Genomic DNA, 18097 nt, shown 5'->3' on the forward strand with positions numbered 1-18097 from the left:
TTATTGAAATTATGTTTGATTTTAATTTGCTCCAATTATATTATTTGTACTTTTGTGACTAACACAAGGCTTAACCTTCGGTTGGCAGAGTGACAGAAGAAAATGTCAGAGTATTACACTTTAATTATTATTTACTTATGAAGAAACTACTATCTGTTTTCTTATTTTTATTTTGCTACGTTGTAGCGGCCGATGCACAAGATGATGCCGCACAGTATGATTCGATTATGAATCTGATGAAAAATAAAAAGATTCCTTTGATGGAACGTTATTACATGACCGGGGATATCGAACATCTTTCGCGGGAACATCAGATCGCTGTGCTGAAGCAATTGATTCCGGAAGCGAAAGAGGTGGAGGATAAAGCGGTCGTTACCCGTCTTTATTCCATTGTAGCTATGTTCGAAAATCAACTTGGGCACATGGCTGAGGCTAAAAACTATCTGGATAGTGCTTTTATGAACAAGGGAAAGTTTGAAAACAATAACATTGCCGGTATGATGCACTATATTGCCGGAATCTATTATTCGAATAAGAACCTGATGGAAAAAGCGCATGAAAATTATTATCAGGCTGCCGAGTATTTTAATCGCAATGCGGTGAAGCCGGCAATCTTAACGGAGATTTATTATGATCTTTCTATCATTTATTCGATGTGGCAAGATGATGAGGGATTAAATGAATTGTCGGAAGCAATGAAGGATTTACCGGTAGACTTCCCTTTTCAGCAGATATTGAAATGGACCCTAAAAGCAAAGTATTTCTATGCTTTATATCAAAATGAACACCGGATGGATTTATTGGACTCTGTGACAAAATATAATCAGGAAGCTTTCGAAGTATACACATCAACCGAGAATCCATATGATGTGGGCTATGTGATATCCGATAATTATTTGCATCAGGCAGTTGTCTATAGTGAAGCCGGTAAGATAAAGGAAGCGGAACAATGTTTTGAAACGGGTAAAAAACTGATGAATCCTAAAAAGATCGATGCAAACGTGTCACTTAGCTATGTTTCGGGGGTGATTGCCTATTATCAGGCGGATTATGAATTGGCCGAGAGGCATCTGCAGGATGGATTGCATGAACTGAAAAAAATGAATGAAGAACAGGAGGTGGATTATTATCACTCTTTGATTGATTTCTATACCTTATTGGCCAAGGTGTACGAGAAACAGGAGCTTTATAATAAAGCTCTGGAGGCTGCCCGCAATTCATTGAAATATGAAACCCGGTTGTTTGATAAAAACAGTAGTAAGACTATTCAGAAGTTACGGACACAATATAGTCTGGACGAAAAAGAGAGGGTGGTGAAGCAGCTTACGGCTATCAATGAAAAGAACAAGTGGATTAATATTCTCTCTGTCACCCTGATTGTATTGGCGTTGATTACGATTGTTTTGTTGCTGATACGTTATCGTTCCCGTCAGCGTATTCATGAGGGGATGTTGCAGATTGCCAAACTGAAACAGCAGGAAACGGAATTGACAGTCGAATTGCAGAAGGCGAAGCTGGAGGAGAGGGAACGCGAATTTCAAGCCTTGGTGCATGAGGCACAACAGCGTAAAGTGCAGTATTATCTTGAGGGCCTGGAGGTAGAGCGAAACCGTTTGGCTAAAGAGCTCCATGATAATGTTTCGAACGAATTACTGGCTATTAAAATGAAAATTGCTGACGGGACGAGTAGTAGGGAAGAGGTTTTGGATACATTGCAGGCTTTGCAAACCGAAGTGCGGGGAATTTCACATGATTTGATGCCGCCTGTCTTTAAGTATGCTTCCCTGTCGGAGATTCTTCAGGATTATGTCTGTCAGCGTAATCAACCGGGACAGACCGAGCTGACTTTGGCGCTTGAACCGGAGGAGGGATTCGACCATTTATCGCAGAAAGTGGCATTGGAGATTTACCGAATTGTACAGGAAGCTACAAGCAATGCACTGAAACATGCGCAGGCCACCCATATTGAGATTATTCTTGTTCGGGAAGGAAACAGGATAAAGTTGACAATAGCTGACAATGGCAAAGGTTTTGAACAACAAACCGGAAAGTTGGGAATTGGTCTGGTTATCATAAAGGAACGTGTGGAAAACCTGAAAGGAGTTCTGACTCTAAGTTCTGTTCCAGGCAAAGGAACAGATGTGATCGTAGAGATTGATTTAGACGGTCTGGAGAAATAAAAAAGATAAAATTTTTGCTGCCACCGACTGAGAGTGTGTCATAACTCATCACAGCGACACACCCTCAATCGGTGGGGGGTGGGATGCGGTTTATTTTACCTGATAGCTAAAAATCACCGGATTAGAGTCACTATCCAATGATTCTGTCAATTTATATAGTTTATCGGACATTTTGTTTTTGAACGATGGATGATTGTCTACTATAGTTTTGAGGCTGAACAGCGTTGTGGGAGAAACTGTGAAGAATACGCGGTTGTTGGCTCCTTCTACCGGTATGTATTGGTGCAGGTTTGCTTGGTATTCCGTATTGTATACCTTGTTGTATTTCGATAATTTGTTTTGATTTTTATCAAACACATATATACCGAGTAGATTCGCTCTGAACATTAAATACTGGGGAGCATTTGCCACATTAGTCATTAAATATACATATCGGTCCCATGTGAACTTATTAAGTTCGCGGCAGGTGTATTCTTTGTCTTTGGCTGCTTCCGGAAAGCTTTCATTCATAAAATTGAAGGAGTAGTAAGGACTTATTTTCCCGTCTTCCAGTTGATAGATCGTATCATCGAACTTTCTGGTAAATACAACAGGAGCTGTTCCGCCCAGTTGATGTCCTCCGATAAAACAATAAGGAGCTATTTCTCGGAGTGGTTTTAATAATTCAGTCTTTTGATCGTTCGGGGCTATTACTGTGATGGATGATGTGGATAACTGATTATTAATAAGTGTGGCATTTTCTAAGTATATCATTCTGTTATCAATAGCTATTGAATGATAGTGTCCTGGTAGTTTTGTAGTTCTGATAAAGTTCCCTTGCAAGTCATAATATATCAGTGAGGTCGGGTCGGCTAAGAATACTAAATTTTCATTTTGCCTGTCTATGGCTATATCCAGTATGCTTCCATATTCTCCTTTACCTGCTCCTACACGGTGTATGGTAAATAGATGTTTGCCTTTGTCATTGAAAGCCAACACTTGCTTCATGGATTTATCTAAAATATAATAGGTGTTTTTCCACTCTATTACCCGATTAATGCGTTTTATCAATGCATTGTCTTTTGTTTCCAGGCAGAAGACCTGCGGATTTTGTAGAAAAAGAGTGTCATTCACTGATTTCTCTACTGTTTCTAACTCTGCAATCGAGCTTGTTATTTCATTCTGGGTCATACATCCACAGAACATTGTCATCAATAGGAAGCCGGAGAAAAATATCTTTTTTTTCATATTAAAGAGGTCTTTGACTAATGTCTGCACTAAAATCATATTCGCATGCGATTATACCGCTGCCATAACAACTCGTTTCCGTATAAACAAAAATTGTTTCTATAGTTTTGTTTCCGTTTACATCTACTTGATAAACAGGCTCACTTTGGAAAGAGTCCATTATTCTTCTTTCAGCACCATTATTATAATCAAATTCAGTTTGTGCCAGTGCCTCAATATTGGCTAAAATTATATCCTGCTTTTGGTTTTTAAGATTAAACTCAATTGTAGTGATTGCGCACAAAGCAGTAGCTGCGATACCGCGTTTTTGCATAGTGTTAACTTTAAAAGATTAATATTATTATCTATGTTGGTAAATATATTAATTTTTTTATAATAACACTTGCTTTGCTCTTTTTTTATTCGGCTTCTTTTCTCTATTCTTTAAGAATATATCTGCTATTTATAAGTATCTAATTGAGAGTGGAGGTGCGATAGTATTTCTATCTCTTGTTCAGGATGGAACCATTGGATTTCTTTATCCCGCTTAAACCAAGTCATTTGTTTGCGTGAATAGATACGTGAGTTTTGCTTTATCTTTTCAATGGCAAAAGGTAGTTCCCATTCTCCATCCAGATATTTGAATATCTCTTTATAACCAACAGTATTCAAAGAGTTTAGATTTCGGTGGGTATATACAGAACGTGCTTCTTCCAGTAAGCCTTCTTCCATCATTTGGTCTACGCGGCGGTTGATACGGTCATACAGTTCGGTACGATCCCGAGTCAATCCTATTTTCAGAATATGAAAAGGACGTTCTTTTTTTTGTTGGGTGCGGAAGGAGGTATAAGTCTTTCCTGTCATGTAGCAGATTTCCAATGCGTGAATGACTCGTTTGGGATTCTTTAAATCTACAATTTTATAATATTCCGGGTCCAGCAATTTCAGTTCGGCACAGAGATTATCCAGTCCTTCTGTTTCGTATTTATGTAGCAGAAGTTCGCGGGTTTCCGTATCCACGGTCGGTATATCGTCAATACCTTTACAGATGGCATCTACATACATCATAGAACCTCCTGTGAGGAGAACGACATCATGCTGTTTGAATAAAAGTTCAAGGAGAGACATTACCTCCGTCTCATATTGGGCGGCACTGTAATAATCGGTGAGTTGCAAAGTACCTACAAAATAATGTGGAACCCGTTTTAATTGCTCCGGGGTTGGAGCTGCTGTTCCTATCTTAAGTTCGGCGTATAACTGCCGGGAATCAGACGAAATGATACTCGTCTTGAAATGTTCTGCTATACGGAGGCTTAACTCCGTTTTTCCTACGCCTGTAGGCCCTATAAGTACGATTAAAGTTTTGGTAGTCATAACGATTAGTAATGTGATAATGTGTCCATGTGACAATATGTCGGCTGCTATGCAATATGATAACGTGGTCGGCAGGTGTATTGTCACATGGGCATATTATTCAAAATTTATCTTCGTCGTATGAACCTCCACCACCGGATGCACCATCGTTAACATCAAATCCTTCTGCATCAAAATCTTCCATGTCGAAGTCCTGATCACCATAGAAATTCTCATCTAAGTCGAGTGAGCCTCCTGCGGCAGCCATCTCTTCGAAATCTACTGTTTGCTTAGGAGCTTCACCTGACTTTTTGGTGCATTTGGCACCTTTTATTTCTTTTCCGGTGATGATTTCGGATAATTCGATAAAGAAACAACGTTCCGTCATGTAGTCGAATACATAGAGCAGTTTTTGTTTTTCGTCTTCAATCAGTTCGTTGAGGCGGGTTTCTTTCATTATCCAGCTGTCCATTTCCGGATTATTGTCCATTTCCTCCAGAGTAATTTCTTTCTCTTTTTCCCAATCGTCATCGCAGATAAAGAAAGAAGTCATCTGGTCATTCGTGTAACCCGCTGCTTTCAAGATAGCTTCGTGAAAATCGAAGAAAGTAGCTTCCGGGTCAATCTGTATCTCTCTGACGAAATCGTCAACCTCATCAGATATAATGGTAAATCTGTATATCATAGTTGTTACTGTTTTATTGATGGCGTAAAAGTAATAAAAAACCGAAAGATTGCAAATAAGATGGCTGGGTTTATTCCACAAAAAAGGAGGATGCTTTCCGGGCATCCTCCTTTTTCTTATTGATTTCTATTTATTTACCTGATGATTCCCCGGTCCGAGTTACGAATAAAATCAACGATATATTCTATTTCGGGACTGGCGGGTATTTCTGATTCAACCTTTGCAAGGGCGTCCGATGTGTTGAGTCCGCTTTGGTAAATGATGCGGTATGCATTATGAATATTCTCAATAACTTCATTTGAAAAACCACGACGACGGAGTCCGATGATGTTGATTCCACTATAAGCGATGGGTTCGCGACCGGCTATGATGTATGGGGGAATATCTTTGCTGAAACGACAACCTCCCTGGATCATCACGTATCCGCCTACCCGGCAAAACTGGTGCATCAATACATTTGCACTGATGATGGCATTATCGTCAATAACGATTTCACCGGCCATTTTGGTAGAATTACCAATGATACAGCCGTTACCGATCAATGCGTCGTGAGCTACATGGACACCTTCCATCAGCAGGTTATTATTGCCTACAATGGTTCTGCCTTTGGCAGCTGTACCCCGGTTGATGGTCACATTTTCACGAATCAGGTTATTATCACCTATTTCGGCTGTGCTCTCTTCACCCTTGAATTTCAAATCCTGGGGAATTGCTCCGATAACGGCTCCCGGGAAGATTGTATTTCCGTTTCCGATACGTGAACCGTACAGGATGTTGGCATTAGCCATAATTTTATTGTTATCTCCGATGACTACATTTCTATCAATGTAAACAAACGGAGCAATCTCTACGTTTTCACCGATTTTTGCTTCGGGATGAATATACGCTAAGGGACTTATCATGCTTATAAATTATTTGTTTTTTACTATTTGTGCCATGAATTCGCATTCACAGACTACTTTTTCGCCAACGAAAGCATAGCCTTTCATCGTCGAGATTCCCCGGCGGATAGGAGCCAACAACTCTACGCGGAAGATCAGGGTGTCACCCGGTACTACTTTCTGACGGAACTTCACTCCATCGATTTTCATGAAATAAGTAGAATAACGCTCCGGTTCGTCTACTGAGTTTAAAACGAGTAGTCCGCCGATTTGGGCCATTGCTTCTATTTGCAATACACCGGGCATTACAGGTTCCTGAGGAAAATGTCCCTGAAAGAAGGGCTCGTTGGAGGTTACGTTTTTAACACCTACGATGTAGTTGGCACCAATTTCGATCACCTTATCCACCAACTGGAACGGATAGCGATGAGGAAGTAGCTCACGGATACGGTTTACGTCCATAATCGGAGCTCGGTTACAGTCATAGGTCGGTGCCTGTATCTCATGCAGGCGGATTTCTTTACGCATCTGACGTGCGAATTTGTTATTGATGGTATGTCCCGGGCGTGTAGCGATGATTCTTCCTTTAATCGGTTTACCAATCAAAGCAAGGTCTCCGATTACGTCCAGTAACTTATGGCGGGCACACTCGTTGGGCCATACCAACGGTTTATGGTTGATATATCCCAGTAGTTTGGCATCCATATGGGGAACACCCATAATATCGGCTAACTTATCATAATTCTCTTGCGACATTTCGCGTTCGTAAATAACGATGGCATTGTCCAGATCGCCTCCTTTGATAAGTCCGGCTGATAACAGAGGTTCGATTTCACGTACAAATACAAAGGTACGGCTGGGGGCGATCTCTTCTTTGAATTTCTTCATATCCTCCAGTGTTGCAAACTGGTTCGGGATGATGGTCGAATCGTAAGAAACCAGTACGTTCAGGCTGAAATTCTCATCGGGTAATACAATGATGGATGAACCTGTCTCCTCGTCACGAAACTCTATTTTTGATTTAATGATATAGAAATCCTTAACAGCATTTTGCTCCTCGGTTCCTACTCTCTCTATTTCTTGTACATAATATTGTGCACTTCCGTCCAGAATCGGAAATTCCGGTCCGTTAACCTGGATCAGGCAGTTGTCGATGCCCAAAGCATAGAGGGCTGCCATTCCATGTTCAACTGTGCTTACTTTTACTCCATTTTTTGACAGCACGGTTCCTCTTGTCGTTTCAACTACATTATCAGCTACGGCATCGATAATGGGTTGCCCTTCCAGATCCGTGCGCTGTATTTTGTAGCCATGGTTATCCGGGGCAGGGTTAAACGTAACAGTCAGGTCAAGTCCAGTGTGAAGACCTTTTCCTCTCAGTGAAAAGCTATCTTTCAGAGTTTTTTGTTTCAGCATTGGTTACTTATTTAATTGTTGTTTTAATTCTTCTATTTCTTTGCGGAGATTGCGTAATTCGATCTGCATCTCCGGAAGGCTTTTTTGTGCGATGGATGCTTTGAAGTATTGTTTTAGCTCCATAGGAGGAGTTCCGATAAGTTGGCTACCGGATTTTATATTCCCCGGTACACCCGATTGAGCTCCCAGATTTACTTGGTTGCCTATTTTGAGATGTCCGGCAATACCTACTTGTCCGCCGAACATACACCATTCGCCTACCTTGGTAGAACCTGCGATACCCACTTGGGCAGCCATTACGGTATGCGAACCTATTTCGTCGTTGTGAGCTATCTGGATCAGATTATCTAATTTCACTCCGCTATGAATCACGGTCGCTCCCATGGTTGCGCGGTCTATGCAGGTATTGGCTCCGACTTCTACATTATCTTCAAGAATGACGATACCGATTTGAGGAATTTTTTCGTATCCTTGCGGGGTAGGAGCGAAACCGAAGCCGTCTGCTCCGATCACACATCCTGCGTGCAGGATACAATTGTTTCCTACCCGGCAATCATGATATACTGTTGCATTGGCATATAGGATACAATTACTGCCTATTTTGGCACCACCGCCTACAGTGGCATGCGGATGAATAACCGTATTATCTCCTACTTCCGCATGGTCGCCTATGCAGGCGAAAGGAGCTATATATACGTCTTTTCCTATTTTAGCGGTTTCCGCTACATAGGCACGTGGGTCGATACCGGTTCTTTTGGGTTTGCTCATCTCATATAGATTGAGCAGTTTGGCAAGGCTCTCGTAAGCATTGTCTACTTTGATTAATGTTGCTTTTACTTCTTGTTCGGGAGTAAAATCTTTGTTCACCAATACAATGCTAGCTTCGGTCTCATATATATAAGGTGTATATTTCGGATTAGAAAGGAAAGAGATAGCGCCCGGTATTCCTTCTTCTATCTTTGCGAATGTATGTACAGTAGCGTTTTCGTCACCTATAATTTCCCCTTGGATAAATGCTGCAATTTGCTTAGCCGAGAACTCCATAATCTTACTTTAAAATTTAATTAGTACGCAAATAACGGACTTTTTTTTTATATATCCTTACTCTTTGATGAATATTTTATACTTATCTATCCCAACGCAAGTAGCAGATATAGTATTTCTTTACCTTTTTAGAAAGCAATGAAATGTTTAGCATGTCCGATGCTTCTGCAATATTTTTTATTGTTCCGTCTTTGTAAATAATATCAATGCTGTCATCTGCCGAATCGTACATGTTCTTTTCGATACTGGGGGTAGAGACAAAATAGTCTGCTTCGGAAAGAGTGATGCCTAATTGTTGGCTGATCTGCAAAGTCAATTCTTTTTTTCGCTCTTCACTGATAGGTTCAGCGCATATCTCAACCTTGAATATGTTACGATTAATCATACCCAGGCTTAATGTTGATAAAACCTTATCCGTATGGGTGCTCCATACTTTAAGAGCCGTCCAGATATCATTATCGTCCAACTGAATGAAGTTTTCCAGACAGTCAGGGTTATTGTAAAATACTTCCGGGTCGATGTGGTTGTACAGGAAGAATTTCAGCGCCGGCGAGGCAAACAGTTCCACTCCTTGCGAAGCCAGTTCCTTGGCACGTAACAGGGCACTGATCAGCATCCGTTCATAGGCCACTGACGTTTTGTGCAGGTAAACCTGCCAGTACATCAGTCGCCGTGCTGTAAGGAAGTTTTCTATGGAATAGATTCCTTTGGACTCCACTACCAGATGGTCGTCTGCTACGTCGAGCATTTTGATGATGCGTGCCGAACCTATATTGCCTTCCGAAACTCCGGTATAGAAACTGTCACGGCGCAAGTAATCCAGACGGTCCATATCCAGTTGTCCGCTGACTAATTGGTGCAAGAAGCGTTTGGGATATTCGTCTTTGAATATCTGAATGGCTAAACTAAGTTGTCCGTTCAGCTCCTTGTTCATCCGTTCCATCAGCATCAGGGAGATTTCTTCATGGGATACTCCTTTGACAATGGTGTCTTCAAGAACATGCGAAAAAGGCCCGTGGCCGATGTCGTGCAGAAGGATGGCTGCCTGTACGGCTTCGGCTTCACTGTCGAATATGAAGTTCCCTTTGGAGGCCAGTTGCGTGATAGCTTCGCTCATCAGGTGGAAAGCTCCCAGAGAGTGCTGGAACCGGGTGTGCTGTGCACCGGGATAGACTACGGATGAAAGCCCTACTTGCTTGATGCGGTTTAAACGCTGCAAAAGGGGATGCCGTACGATGTCGTACAGCAACCCCTTTGGTATGTTGATGAACCCGAATACCGGATCGTTGATTATCTTCCGTTCGTGAGGCATTATAAGATAGCTTTCAGCTGTTCTGCCATTTGCTCTTGCACTTCTTTGGCAGCGGCACGGGCGGCAGCGGCAAAATTTTCGGTCTTATCTACATAAATAATTCCGCGGGAGGAATTCACAATGAGTCCACAGGTACTGTTCATGCCATATTTGCATACTTCTTCAAGAGAACCTCCCTGAGCGCCGATACCCGGAACCAGAAGGAAGTGATTGGGGACAATCTTACGGATGTCTTCGAAAGCACGTCCCTGAGTAGCGCCCACAACGTACATCATCTGTTCATCATTGGCCCATTTCTGTGATTTTTTTAATACTTTCTCGAAAAGGCGTTCGCCGTTGGCATCTTCCGTCAGTTGGAAGTCGTGTGAGCCTTTGTTTGAAGTCAGAGCCAGCAGAATTACCCATTTCCCTTCGTAAGATAAGAACGGAATAACGCTGTCCTCTCCCATATAAGGAGCTACAGTGACAGAGTCGATGTCGAGTTCTTCGAAGAAGGTGCGGGCGTACATTGCCGATGTATTGCCGATATCACCGCGTTTGGCGTCAGCAATGATAAACTGGTCGGGATAATTTTCTTTGATGTAATTTACAGTTTTTTCGAAAGCAATCCATCCTTTTACGCCCATGCTCTCATAGAAAGCCAGATTAGGTTTATAAGCGATGCAATAGTCTGCTGTTGCATCAACGATTGCTTTATTGAAAGCGAAGATGGGATCCGGATCATCCAACAGATGATCGGGTATCTTTTTAATATCTGTGTCGAGTCCTACGCAAAGAAATGATTTTTTGCGTTTGATGTTTTCAAATAATTGTTGCTTGTTCATCTTTCTTTATTTACAAATTTACGATTTACGATTGAAGTTGCCTTCTCGTTACAATTCACTCTCTTTCAGACGTTCAGCATTTTCGGCCACAGTCAACTTATCGATGCATTCCTGAATATCTCCGTCCATGAAGGCGGCCAGGTTATAGATGGTATAATTGATGCGATGGTCGGTTATACGTCCTTGGGGATAGTTATAAGTACGGATTTTGGCCGAACGGTCGCCCGTCGAAACCATTGTCTTACGTTTGGATGCGATGTCGTCGATATACTTCTGATGTTCCTTGTCGTAGATAAACGTACGAAGGCGCGCCAAAGCACGTTCTTTATTTTTAGGTTGGTCGCGGGTTTCAGTACATTCGATCAGGATTTCCTCTGCTACTCCCGTATTGGGATTCTTCCAGATGTAACGTAAGCGGACGCCCGATTCAACCTTGTTTACGTTTTGTCCGCCGGCACCTCCCGAACGGAAAGTATCCCATTTGATTTCACCTTCGTTGATCACTACATCAAACTCTTCCGCTTCGGGAAGTACAGCTACCGAGGCTGCCGAGGTATGTACGCGTCCCTGGGTTTCTGTTGCCGGCACGCGTTGAACGCGGTGTACACCCGATTCGTATTTTAATGTGCCATATACATTATCGCCGGTAACACTGCAAATGATTTCCTTATATCCGCCGGCAGCACCTTCATTGGCGCTGGATACTTCCATCTTCCAACCTTTCGTTTCACAAAATTTGGCGTACATCCGGAAAAGGTCGCCTGCAAAGATGGCGGCTTCGTCTCCACCTGTACCTCCGCGAATTTCAAGAATGGCATTTTTACCGTCCTGAGGATCGGCCGGTACCAGTAACAGTTTGATTTCCTCTTCCAATACCGGAAGGCGTTCCTGGCTGTTGTCCATTTCCTCTTTGGCCATTTCTCTCATATCGGTATCCGACTCGTTTGAGAGAATGTCTTTAGCTTCTTCAATGTTGGCCAGCAGTTGCATGTACTCTTTACGGGCTTTCATCAAATCGTCCAGATCCTTGTATTCTTTGGTTAATTTTACGTATCGTTTCTGGTCGGCAATCACTGCCGGGTCGGTAATAAGGGTAGACACCTCTTCGAAACGGGCAACAAGACCGTCGAGTTTTTCTAATATACTATTGTTGTCTGCCATAAATTTAGGAGTTAAATGAGCTGCGAATTTTATCCGTCACGGAAGATACAGAGGTTTTCGTAAGTGCGTGTAGTGCCTCTGCAAACTCTGTATTCTTTGTGATGGATCTTGTTCGTTTTTTAATAAGTGAATTCTCCGAACTCACTCTTGATAATCAGTTCTTTCTTATCGCTTTCTTCGATGCGTCCCACGATTTGTGCAGGGATACCGAAAGATTCGCTGATCTTGATAACTTCGGCCGCGTGTTCGGGTGAAAGGTATACTTCAAGGCGATGGCCCATGTTGAATACCTTATACATTTCTGCCCAATCGGTTCCGCTTTGTTCCTGAATGGTTCTGAACAATGGGGGCACGGGGAAGAGGTTGTCTTTTACCACGCGTACATCGCCTACGAAATGCAGCACTTTGGTTTGTGCACCACCCGAGCAGTGCACCATTCCGTGAATTTCAGGACGTAGCGCATCGAGCAACTTTTTCACTACCGGTGCGTAAGTGCGGGTGGGAGAGAGGACGAGTTTTCCCGCGTCGATCGGAGAACCTTCTACTGCGTCTGTCAGCTTCAGTCCGCCCGAATAAACCAGTTCTTCGGGCACTGCTGCATCATAGCTTTCGGGATATTTCTCTGCCAGATATTTGGCAAAAACGTCATGGCGGGCAGAAGTCAGCCCATTGCTGCCCATACCGCCATTGTATTCTTTTTCATAAGTGGCTTGTCCGTGTGAGGCAAGGCCTACAATAACATCCCCCGGGCGGATGTTGGCATTGTTGATAACGTCTGCCCGTTTCATACGGCAGGTTACCGTACTGTCTACGATAATGGTACGGACGAGATCACCCACATCGGCTGTTTCACCACCGGTGGCATACACACCTACTCCCATTTCACGGAGTTCGGCCAACAGTTCGTCTGTTCCGTTGATGATGGCGGAAATTACTTCTCCGGGAATAAGAAGTTTATTGCGTCCGATGGTTGAAGATACCAGAATATTGTCGACTGCGCCCACACAAAGCAAGTCGTCTATGTTCATGATCAGTGCATCCTGGGCAATCCCTTTCCACACGGAGAGGTCCCCTGTTTCTTTCCAGTACATATAGGCCAGGCTCGATTTGGTTCCTGCACCATCAGCATGCATAATATTGCAATACTCCGGATCTCCACCCAGAATATCAGGGATTATTTTACAGAATGCTTGTGGAAAAATTCCTTTGTCGATGTTCTTGATGGCATTGTGCACATCTTCTTTTGATGCGCTGACGCCTCGCATCATGTATCGTTGATTACTCATGAGTTATTTGGATTTTGTATACAACGGCAAAAGTACTGCTTTTTTTCCTTATAGCCAACAAATTGGCGGATATAACGATGGAGTAATACGACAGGGAGAGAGTCCGTTTTAAATTTGGAAGTTTGAAATGAAAAGTTCAAAAGCGCTTTGCAATCTGCCCTTCAATCTGTTGTTAGTGCAGATCAGGCAAATGGACTTACATACACTCGCTGCGAAGTTAAAGCCCAAAGCACGAAAAGGTTTTGGTGAAAGTTTTGCCGGACCTTTAGTTAAAAGAGCTTTTTCATATGAAATTCTTTATCTTAGCTGCTAAGATGGACATCTTGGCGGCTAAGATATGTATCTTGCCCGCTAAGATATACATCGCAGCACCTGAGATGAACTTTAATTATTGTTTGAAACGAGTTTCCTTTTAGTTCTTTAGTACTTTAAACGGAATAATATCATTTTGTATTTGAAGTACTTTGGAACAAGGTTTAAGAAAAGAGTGGGGGAGGTGAGAGCGGGACGGAGAGAGGGTGACTGCGGAGCAGATTATATGAATGAATAAAGTGGGAAATATACCCTGTTGAGGGTTATTTCCCACTTTATTCATCGGATATTGTGTATCGACAATCTTTTCTGGTGAAAAGGATTTGCGTGACTTATCAGAATTTTACTTCCGGTGCCTTTTCCGTGCCTTCGGCTGCTTCGAAATAAGTACGTTTTTCGAAACCGAAAATGGAAGCAAAGATGCTTTTCGGGAACCGACGGATAGAGGTATTGTATGCCTGCGCAGCGTCATTAAAATTTTTGCGGGCAACGTTGATGCGGTTTTCCGTACCTTCCAGTTGTGCCTGCAATTCAAGGAAGTTTTGGTTGGCTTTCAGGTCCGGGTAGTTTTCGGTGATGGCAAGCAGCTTGCCCAATGCAGAAGTGACTGCTCCTTGCGCCTTCTGATACTCGGCTAACTTTTCCGGAGTGAGGTCATTAGCGTCTACTTTGATTTGAGTCGCTTTGCTGCGGGCTTCCACTACGCCTTCAAGTGTTTCCTTTTCATGTGAGGCATATCCCTTGACAGTGTTGACCAGGTTAGGAATCAGATCGGCACGACGTTGATACTGTGTCTCTACGTTAGCCCATTGGCTGCTTACATTCTCGTCCATGGATACCAGTCCGTTGTAGGCACTGATGGCCCAGATGACGATAACTGCCACTACGGCAATAAGGATAATAACTGACTTTTTCATATTGTTTCTTTTTGATTACTGATTAATGACTAATAGAATGATTGGGTTGCTTAGAAACGTGAGCCGGCACCTCCGCCTCCGCCCGAACCTCCTCCGAAGCTTCCACCACCGAAGCCGCCTCCGCCGCCTCCGAAACTTCCCCCTCCGAAGCCTCCGATGAAAGGACCTCCGCCTCTTCCGCCACGTCCCCTGTAATTGTCATCGTATGATTGTTGACGCCGGACTACGGTGTGTCCGCAATTGCGGCAAGTATAAATAATATCCTCGGTCTTTACTCCGCTGCGGTTCGATATTAAGTTCGTGCCGCTCCGTTGAAGTTGATGTTTTCCACATTTAGGGCAACGGGTACTTGCCCGTGCAGCCAGTATACCTACCACTCCGGCCACCACAATGAAACCTAAAATAGCAAAGAGAAGCATGGAGGCGGATATCCCCTTTTCTCCGGTATCTTTATCATCATTTACCATGGAGCCATCCAGACGCCGGCATACTGCTTGTACTCCTGCTACCATTCCCTGGTTCCAGTCTCCCTTTTTGAGATAAGGGATCATGTCCTTGGTTTGTATGCGTTTGCAGATTGCGTCTGGCAGGTCACCTTCCAGTCCGTAGCCGGTATAGAACTGTATACATCGCTGATCGGTGACCAGTAAGATGACCAGTCCATTATCTTTTCCTTTCTTGCCCACTCCCCACTGGTTCAGCAATTGATGGGAGAACTCAAAGCAGTCTTTATCTCCGATGGAAGGTACTACGGCAACTACAGTCTCGATACCTGTTTTTTGTTCCAGAGCATACAGCATCGAGTCCATTTCGTCACAAGCCTGTTGTGACAGGATGCTGGCAGGGTTACAGACATATTGCATCTTGTTCTGCAAATGTACTTTGGGGATATTCTCTACGGTGTATATCTTTTCCTGTGCTTTCAGTGGGAGGAATATCCACACGAAAAGCAAATAAGTGAGTATCTGTTTCATATCAATGAATGTAGCGGTCTGTGAATTCTTTTACTTTCCGGGTATATTCTTCCTTATTCTCTTTATAAGATAAGGCATGTGCGGCTCCCGGTACAATCCAAAGCTGCTTGGGAGCCGGTTTGGCTTCATAAAGGGGATAAACCATCCATGTGGGCACGTACGTATCTTTGTCCCCATGAATGAAGAACATCGGCAGGCGGCTTTTTTTAACCTGGTTCAATGATGAAGCCTCTTCGAAGTTCCATCCGTATTTTTTCTGGCACAGCAGGCTGGTGGTATTCATTAATGGGTATGAAGGAAGGTGGAAACTTGCTTTCAGTTCGTGCGAGAATTCATCCCAGACACTGGTGTAACCACAATCTTCAACGAAACATTTCACGAAGTAGGGCTGTACTTCGCCGGATACCATCATTGTGGTGGCCCCTCCCATTGAAATGCCATGTACAACCATTTGAGTACTGTCACCATAAAGCTCATTGGCGATGTGCATCCATTGCATTACGTCCAGACGGTCTTTCCATCCCATTTGAATGGCCGGTCCACCGCTCTCTCCCTGATGTTGCAGGTCGGGCAAAAGCACATTGTATTGCAGGTCGCGATTGTATAGATAGCCTATCATGAACATGCGGATTGCATTGTCCGTATAGCCATGTACAATGACCGCTGTCTTTTTGGTCGGCTGCGGGGCTGCGATGTAATAAGCATGCAGACGGATGCCTTCCGGATTTAAAACAAAAGTGTCCCGAAGTGCATGAGCCTGATTGAGGCTATCCACCCAAGGACGTAAAAACGGATAGTTTTCGTACATGAAAGGATAAGAATCGGCATTCTTGGCACGTATCTTCGCTTCCGGGCGGAGCGAATAGTTGAGCATGAAGAAACTTCCGCCTATCGTACATCCGGTAAGCAGCAGCAATAATATAACGACGCTTATCTTGATTCCTTTTTTCATTATTTATTCCATATTTCCCATGCGGCAAATGCCTGCAGCAATAACATTTCGAGACCGTTTTTGGTTACGGCCCCATGCTCCTCTCCCTTTTTCATGAAAAGAGTGGTGTTTGGATTATATAACAAATCGTACAATAAATGGTTTGGTGTCAGTAATTCGTAGGGAATGGCAGGACAAAAGTCTACTTTCGGATACATACCTACCGGTGTGCAGTTTACAATCACTGTATGTTCTGCCATGATTTCTGGAGTCAGTTCTTCGTAGGTCAGCATGCCTTCTTTTTGGGTACGGGACACGAATATACTATCGATTCCCAGATTCTTCAGGCCATGATAGATTGCTTTGGACGAACCGCCTGTACCCAGGATTAATGCTTTTTTATGATAAGGTTGCAACAATGGCTGAATGGACTGGCTGAATCCTATTATGTCAGAATTATATCCTGTCAGTTTTACTTTTCCTTTAGGACCACGAACAATTTTAATAACATTGACTGCACCTATTTGGGCAGTGTCTTTATCCAACTCGTCAAGGAAAGGGATGACTTGCTCTTTATAAGGGATTGTTACGTTCAGTCCGCACAGATTGGGGTTTTCTTCGATCACTTCCATAAAATCGTTGATTTCAGGAATCTCAAAGTTGACATATTCGGCGTCTATGCCTTCAGACTTAAACTTTTCATTGAAAAAGCCGATAGAAAACGAATGTTTCAGTGGATAGCCAATTAAACCATACTTTTGCATAAAGGGGGAGGATGTTAAATTAATATTTATTTCGTAGCCGTATAAAGTGTACAGATGCCGAATGTCAGCCGTCGGAATTGTACCTGGCTGAAGCCAACCTGCGAGATAACGTTTTTCATAACCTCTCCTTGGGGAAATGCTTTGATTGTTTGAGGCAGGTAGCTGTAAGCACTGTTGTCTTTCGATAATAGTTTGCCGAGGGTTGGAATGACTATTTTTGAGTAAATGGAAAATAATTGTTTCATCGGAAATCGATCCGGAGTTGTCAGCTCAAGGATTACCAGATGTCCGCCCGGTTTGAGGACACGGCACATTTCGGAAAGCCCTTTATCCAAATCTTCAAAGTTGCGGATACCAAAAGCGACAGTGATAGCGTCAAAACGGTTGTCGGCAAACGAGAGGGAGGTACAGTCTTCCTTTGCAAAAGATATCTTTTCGGAAAGACCTTCCTTTTTCACTTTTTCACGTCCCACATTCATCATTCCTTCAGAAATGTCTGTTCCGATCAGCTGGTCGGGTTGCAGTTCGCGGCATGCCAGAATGGCAAAGTCACCGGTACCGGTTGCCACATCCATTATCTGTTGCGGGCGGAAAGGTTTGAGCCAATTGATTGCCTTGCGTCGCCAACTCCGGTCAATCCCTAATGAAAGGGTATGATTCAGTTGGTCGTATGCAGGGGCAATGTTGTCGAACATCTGTTCTACCTGTTCGCTCTTTTTCCCGTCATTGCTATAAGGTTTGATTTGTTCTTGTGGGTAGTTCATTTTTCATTCAGAGTTTTATTCACCACAGGGTTTACAAAAGTGGATGGTTTTGGGTTTCAAAACCATGTTTGTGTACTTTGTATACCC

The 18097-nt window shown here is 43.2% G+C and carries 17 protein-coding genes; 1 reads left to right on the forward strand and 16 read right to left on the reverse strand.

From position 1 onward, the window contains the following. The first annotated feature begins 137 nt into the window (after nucleotides 1-137). The gene (locus tag DBK98_RS08535) at nucleotides 138-2180 is read left to right on the forward strand and encodes a sensor histidine kinase (protein WP_032537160.1); all 2043 of its coding nucleotides are present in this window, start codon (nucleotides 138-140) and stop codon (nucleotides 2178-2180) included. A gap of 90 nt (nucleotides 2181-2270) precedes the next feature. Here DBK98_RS08535 and DBK98_RS08540 read toward each other — a convergent pair whose 3' ends face one another. From DBK98_RS08540 to ubiE, 16 genes are all read right to left on the reverse strand, one after another. Further along, nucleotides 2271-3446 (reverse strand): 6-bladed beta-propeller, encoded by a 1176-nt coding sequence (locus tag DBK98_RS08540; protein ID WP_032537159.1) that lies wholly within the window; start codon nucleotides 3444-3446, stop codon nucleotides 2271-2273. Continuing rightward, on the reverse strand, nucleotides 3409-3720 hold the full coding sequence (locus DBK98_RS08545) for a hypothetical protein (protein WP_005775625.1): 312 nt from the start codon (nucleotides 3718-3720) through the stop codon (nucleotides 3409-3411). Before DBK98_RS08545 ends, DBK98_RS08540 begins: the two co-directional genes overlap by 38 nt. A gap of 125 nt (nucleotides 3721-3845) precedes the next feature. Next, nucleotides 3846-4760: a tRNA (adenosine(37)-N6)-dimethylallyltransferase MiaA gene (gene miaA, locus DBK98_RS08550; RefSeq protein WP_032537158.1), complete on the reverse strand. Its 915-nt coding sequence runs from the start codon at nucleotides 4758-4760 to the stop codon at nucleotides 3846-3848. Between the two features lie 100 nt (nucleotides 4761-4860). After that, the gene (locus tag DBK98_RS08555) at nucleotides 4861-5424 is read right to left on the reverse strand and encodes a hypothetical protein (protein WP_005775628.1); all 564 of its coding nucleotides are present in this window, start codon (nucleotides 5422-5424) and stop codon (nucleotides 4861-4863) included. Between the two features lie 134 nt (nucleotides 5425-5558). Continuing rightward, a complete protein-coding gene (gene lpxA, locus DBK98_RS08560; RefSeq protein ID WP_005775629.1) occupies nucleotides 5559-6326 on the reverse strand; it encodes an acyl-ACP--UDP-N-acetylglucosamine O-acyltransferase in 768 nt (255 codons plus the stop codon). A gap of 9 nt (nucleotides 6327-6335) precedes the next feature. Continuing rightward, nucleotides 6336-7721, reverse strand: a complete 1386-nt coding sequence (locus tag DBK98_RS08565; RefSeq protein WP_005775630.1) for a bifunctional UDP-3-O-[3-hydroxymyristoyl] N-acetylglucosamine deacetylase/3-hydroxyacyl-ACP dehydratase — start codon at nucleotides 7719-7721, stop codon at nucleotides 6336-6338. A gap of 3 nt (nucleotides 7722-7724) precedes the next feature. Further along, nucleotides 7725-8765, reverse strand: a complete 1041-nt coding sequence (gene lpxD, locus DBK98_RS08570; RefSeq protein ID WP_005775631.1) for a UDP-3-O-(3-hydroxymyristoyl)glucosamine N-acyltransferase — start codon at nucleotides 8763-8765, stop codon at nucleotides 7725-7727. 82 nt (nucleotides 8766-8847) lie between these two features. Next, a complete protein-coding gene (locus DBK98_RS08575; RefSeq protein ID WP_005775632.1) occupies nucleotides 8848-10077 on the reverse strand; it encodes an HD domain-containing protein in 1230 nt (409 codons plus the stop codon). Further along, on the reverse strand, nucleotides 10077-10901 hold the full coding sequence (gene pyrF, locus DBK98_RS08580; RefSeq protein WP_032537157.1) for an orotidine-5'-phosphate decarboxylase: 825 nt from the start codon (nucleotides 10899-10901) through the stop codon (nucleotides 10077-10079). Before pyrF ends, DBK98_RS08575 begins: the two co-directional genes overlap by 1 nt. 48 nt (nucleotides 10902-10949) lie before the next feature. After that, nucleotides 10950-12062: a peptide chain release factor 1 gene (prfA, locus tag DBK98_RS08585; RefSeq protein WP_005775635.1), complete on the reverse strand. Its 1113-nt coding sequence runs from the start codon at nucleotides 12060-12062 to the stop codon at nucleotides 10950-10952. Nucleotides 12063-12181: 119 nt separating this feature from the next. Next, nucleotides 12182-13348, reverse strand: coding sequence for an AIR synthase-related protein (locus tag DBK98_RS08590; protein ID WP_005775636.1), 1167 nt, complete (start codon nucleotides 13346-13348; stop codon nucleotides 12182-12184). Between the two features lie 647 nt (nucleotides 13349-13995). Continuing rightward, nucleotides 13996-14577, reverse strand: coding sequence for a LemA family protein (locus DBK98_RS08595; RefSeq protein ID WP_005775638.1), 582 nt, complete (start codon nucleotides 14575-14577; stop codon nucleotides 13996-13998). Between the two features lie 50 nt (nucleotides 14578-14627). Further along, entirely contained in the window at nucleotides 14628-15551 is a 924-nt protein-coding gene (locus DBK98_RS08600; protein ID WP_005810188.1) for a TPM domain-containing protein, read from the reverse strand. A 1-nt stretch (nucleotide 15552) separates the two neighbouring features. Beyond that, nucleotides 15553-16503, reverse strand: a complete 951-nt coding sequence (locus DBK98_RS08605; RefSeq protein ID WP_005810187.1) for an alpha/beta hydrolase — start codon at nucleotides 16501-16503, stop codon at nucleotides 15553-15555. Beyond that, nucleotides 16503-17246: a shikimate dehydrogenase gene (locus DBK98_RS08610; RefSeq protein ID WP_005775642.1), complete on the reverse strand. Its 744-nt coding sequence runs from the start codon at nucleotides 17244-17246 to the stop codon at nucleotides 16503-16505. The genes DBK98_RS08605 and DBK98_RS08610 overlap by 1 nt, the downstream gene beginning before the upstream one ends. Nucleotides 17247-17272: 26 nt before the next feature. Continuing rightward, a complete protein-coding gene (ubiE, locus tag DBK98_RS08615; RefSeq protein ID WP_005775644.1) occupies nucleotides 17273-18010 on the reverse strand; it encodes a bifunctional demethylmenaquinone methyltransferase/2-methoxy-6-polyprenyl-1,4-benzoquinol methylase UbiE in 738 nt (245 codons plus the stop codon). Nucleotides 18011-18097: the final 87 nt, after the last annotated feature.

This window comes from Bacteroides sp. PHL 2737, assembly GCF_004115325.2.
GTDB lineage: Bacteria > Bacteroidota > Bacteroidia > Bacteroidales > Bacteroidaceae > Bacteroides > Bacteroides hominis.

Coding starts and splice junctions, on each gene's coding strand:
- DBK98_RS08535 (WP_032537160.1), top strand. CDS start 138: ATGAAGAAACTACTATCTGTTTTCTTATTTTTATTTTGCTACGTTGTA.
- DBK98_RS08540 (WP_032537159.1), bottom strand. CDS start 3,446: ATGATTTTAGTGCAGACATTAGTCAAAGACCTCTTTAATATGAAAAAA.
- DBK98_RS08545 (WP_005775625.1), bottom strand. CDS start 3,720: ATGCAAAAACGCGGTATCGCAGCTACTGCTTTGTGCGCAATCACTACA.
- miaA (WP_032537158.1), bottom strand. CDS start 4,760: ATGACTACCAAAACTTTAATCGTACTTATAGGGCCTACAGGCGTAGGA.
- DBK98_RS08555 (WP_005775628.1), bottom strand. CDS start 5,424: ATGATATACAGATTTACCATTATATCTGATGAGGTTGACGATTTCGTC.
- lpxA (WP_005775629.1), bottom strand. CDS start 6,326: ATGATAAGTCCCTTAGCGTATATTCATCCCGAAGCAAAAATCGGTGAA.
- DBK98_RS08565 (WP_005775630.1), bottom strand. CDS start 7,721: ATGCTGAAACAAAAAACTCTGAAAGATAGCTTTTCACTGAGAGGAAAA.
- lpxD (WP_005775631.1), bottom strand. CDS start 8,765: ATGGAGTTCTCGGCTAAGCAAATTGCAGCATTTATCCAAGGGGAAATT.
- DBK98_RS08575 (WP_005775632.1), bottom strand. CDS start 10,077: ATGCCTCACGAACGGAAGATAATCAACGATCCGGTATTCGGGTTCATC.
- pyrF (WP_032537157.1), bottom strand. CDS start 10,901: ATGAACAAGCAACAATTATTTGAAAACATCAAACGCAAAAAATCATTT.
- prfA (WP_005775635.1), bottom strand. CDS start 12,062: ATGGCAGACAACAATAGTATATTAGAAAAACTCGACGGTCTTGTTGCC.
- DBK98_RS08590 (WP_005775636.1), bottom strand. CDS start 13,348: ATGAGTAATCAACGATACATGATGCGAGGCGTCAGCGCATCAAAAGAA.
- DBK98_RS08595 (WP_005775638.1), bottom strand. CDS start 14,577: ATGAAAAAGTCAGTTATTATCCTTATTGCCGTAGTGGCAGTTATCGTC.
- DBK98_RS08600 (WP_005810188.1), bottom strand. CDS start 15,551: ATGAAACAGATACTCACTTATTTGCTTTTCGTGTGGATATTCCTCCCA.
- DBK98_RS08605 (WP_005810187.1), bottom strand. CDS start 16,503: ATGAAAAAAGGAATCAAGATAAGCGTCGTTATATTATTGCTGCTGCTT.
- DBK98_RS08610 (WP_005775642.1), bottom strand. CDS start 17,246: ATGCAAAAGTATGGTTTAATTGGCTATCCACTGAAACATTCGTTTTCT.
- ubiE (WP_005775644.1), bottom strand. CDS start 18,010: ATGAACTACCCACAAGAACAAATCAAACCTTATAGCAATGACGGGAAA.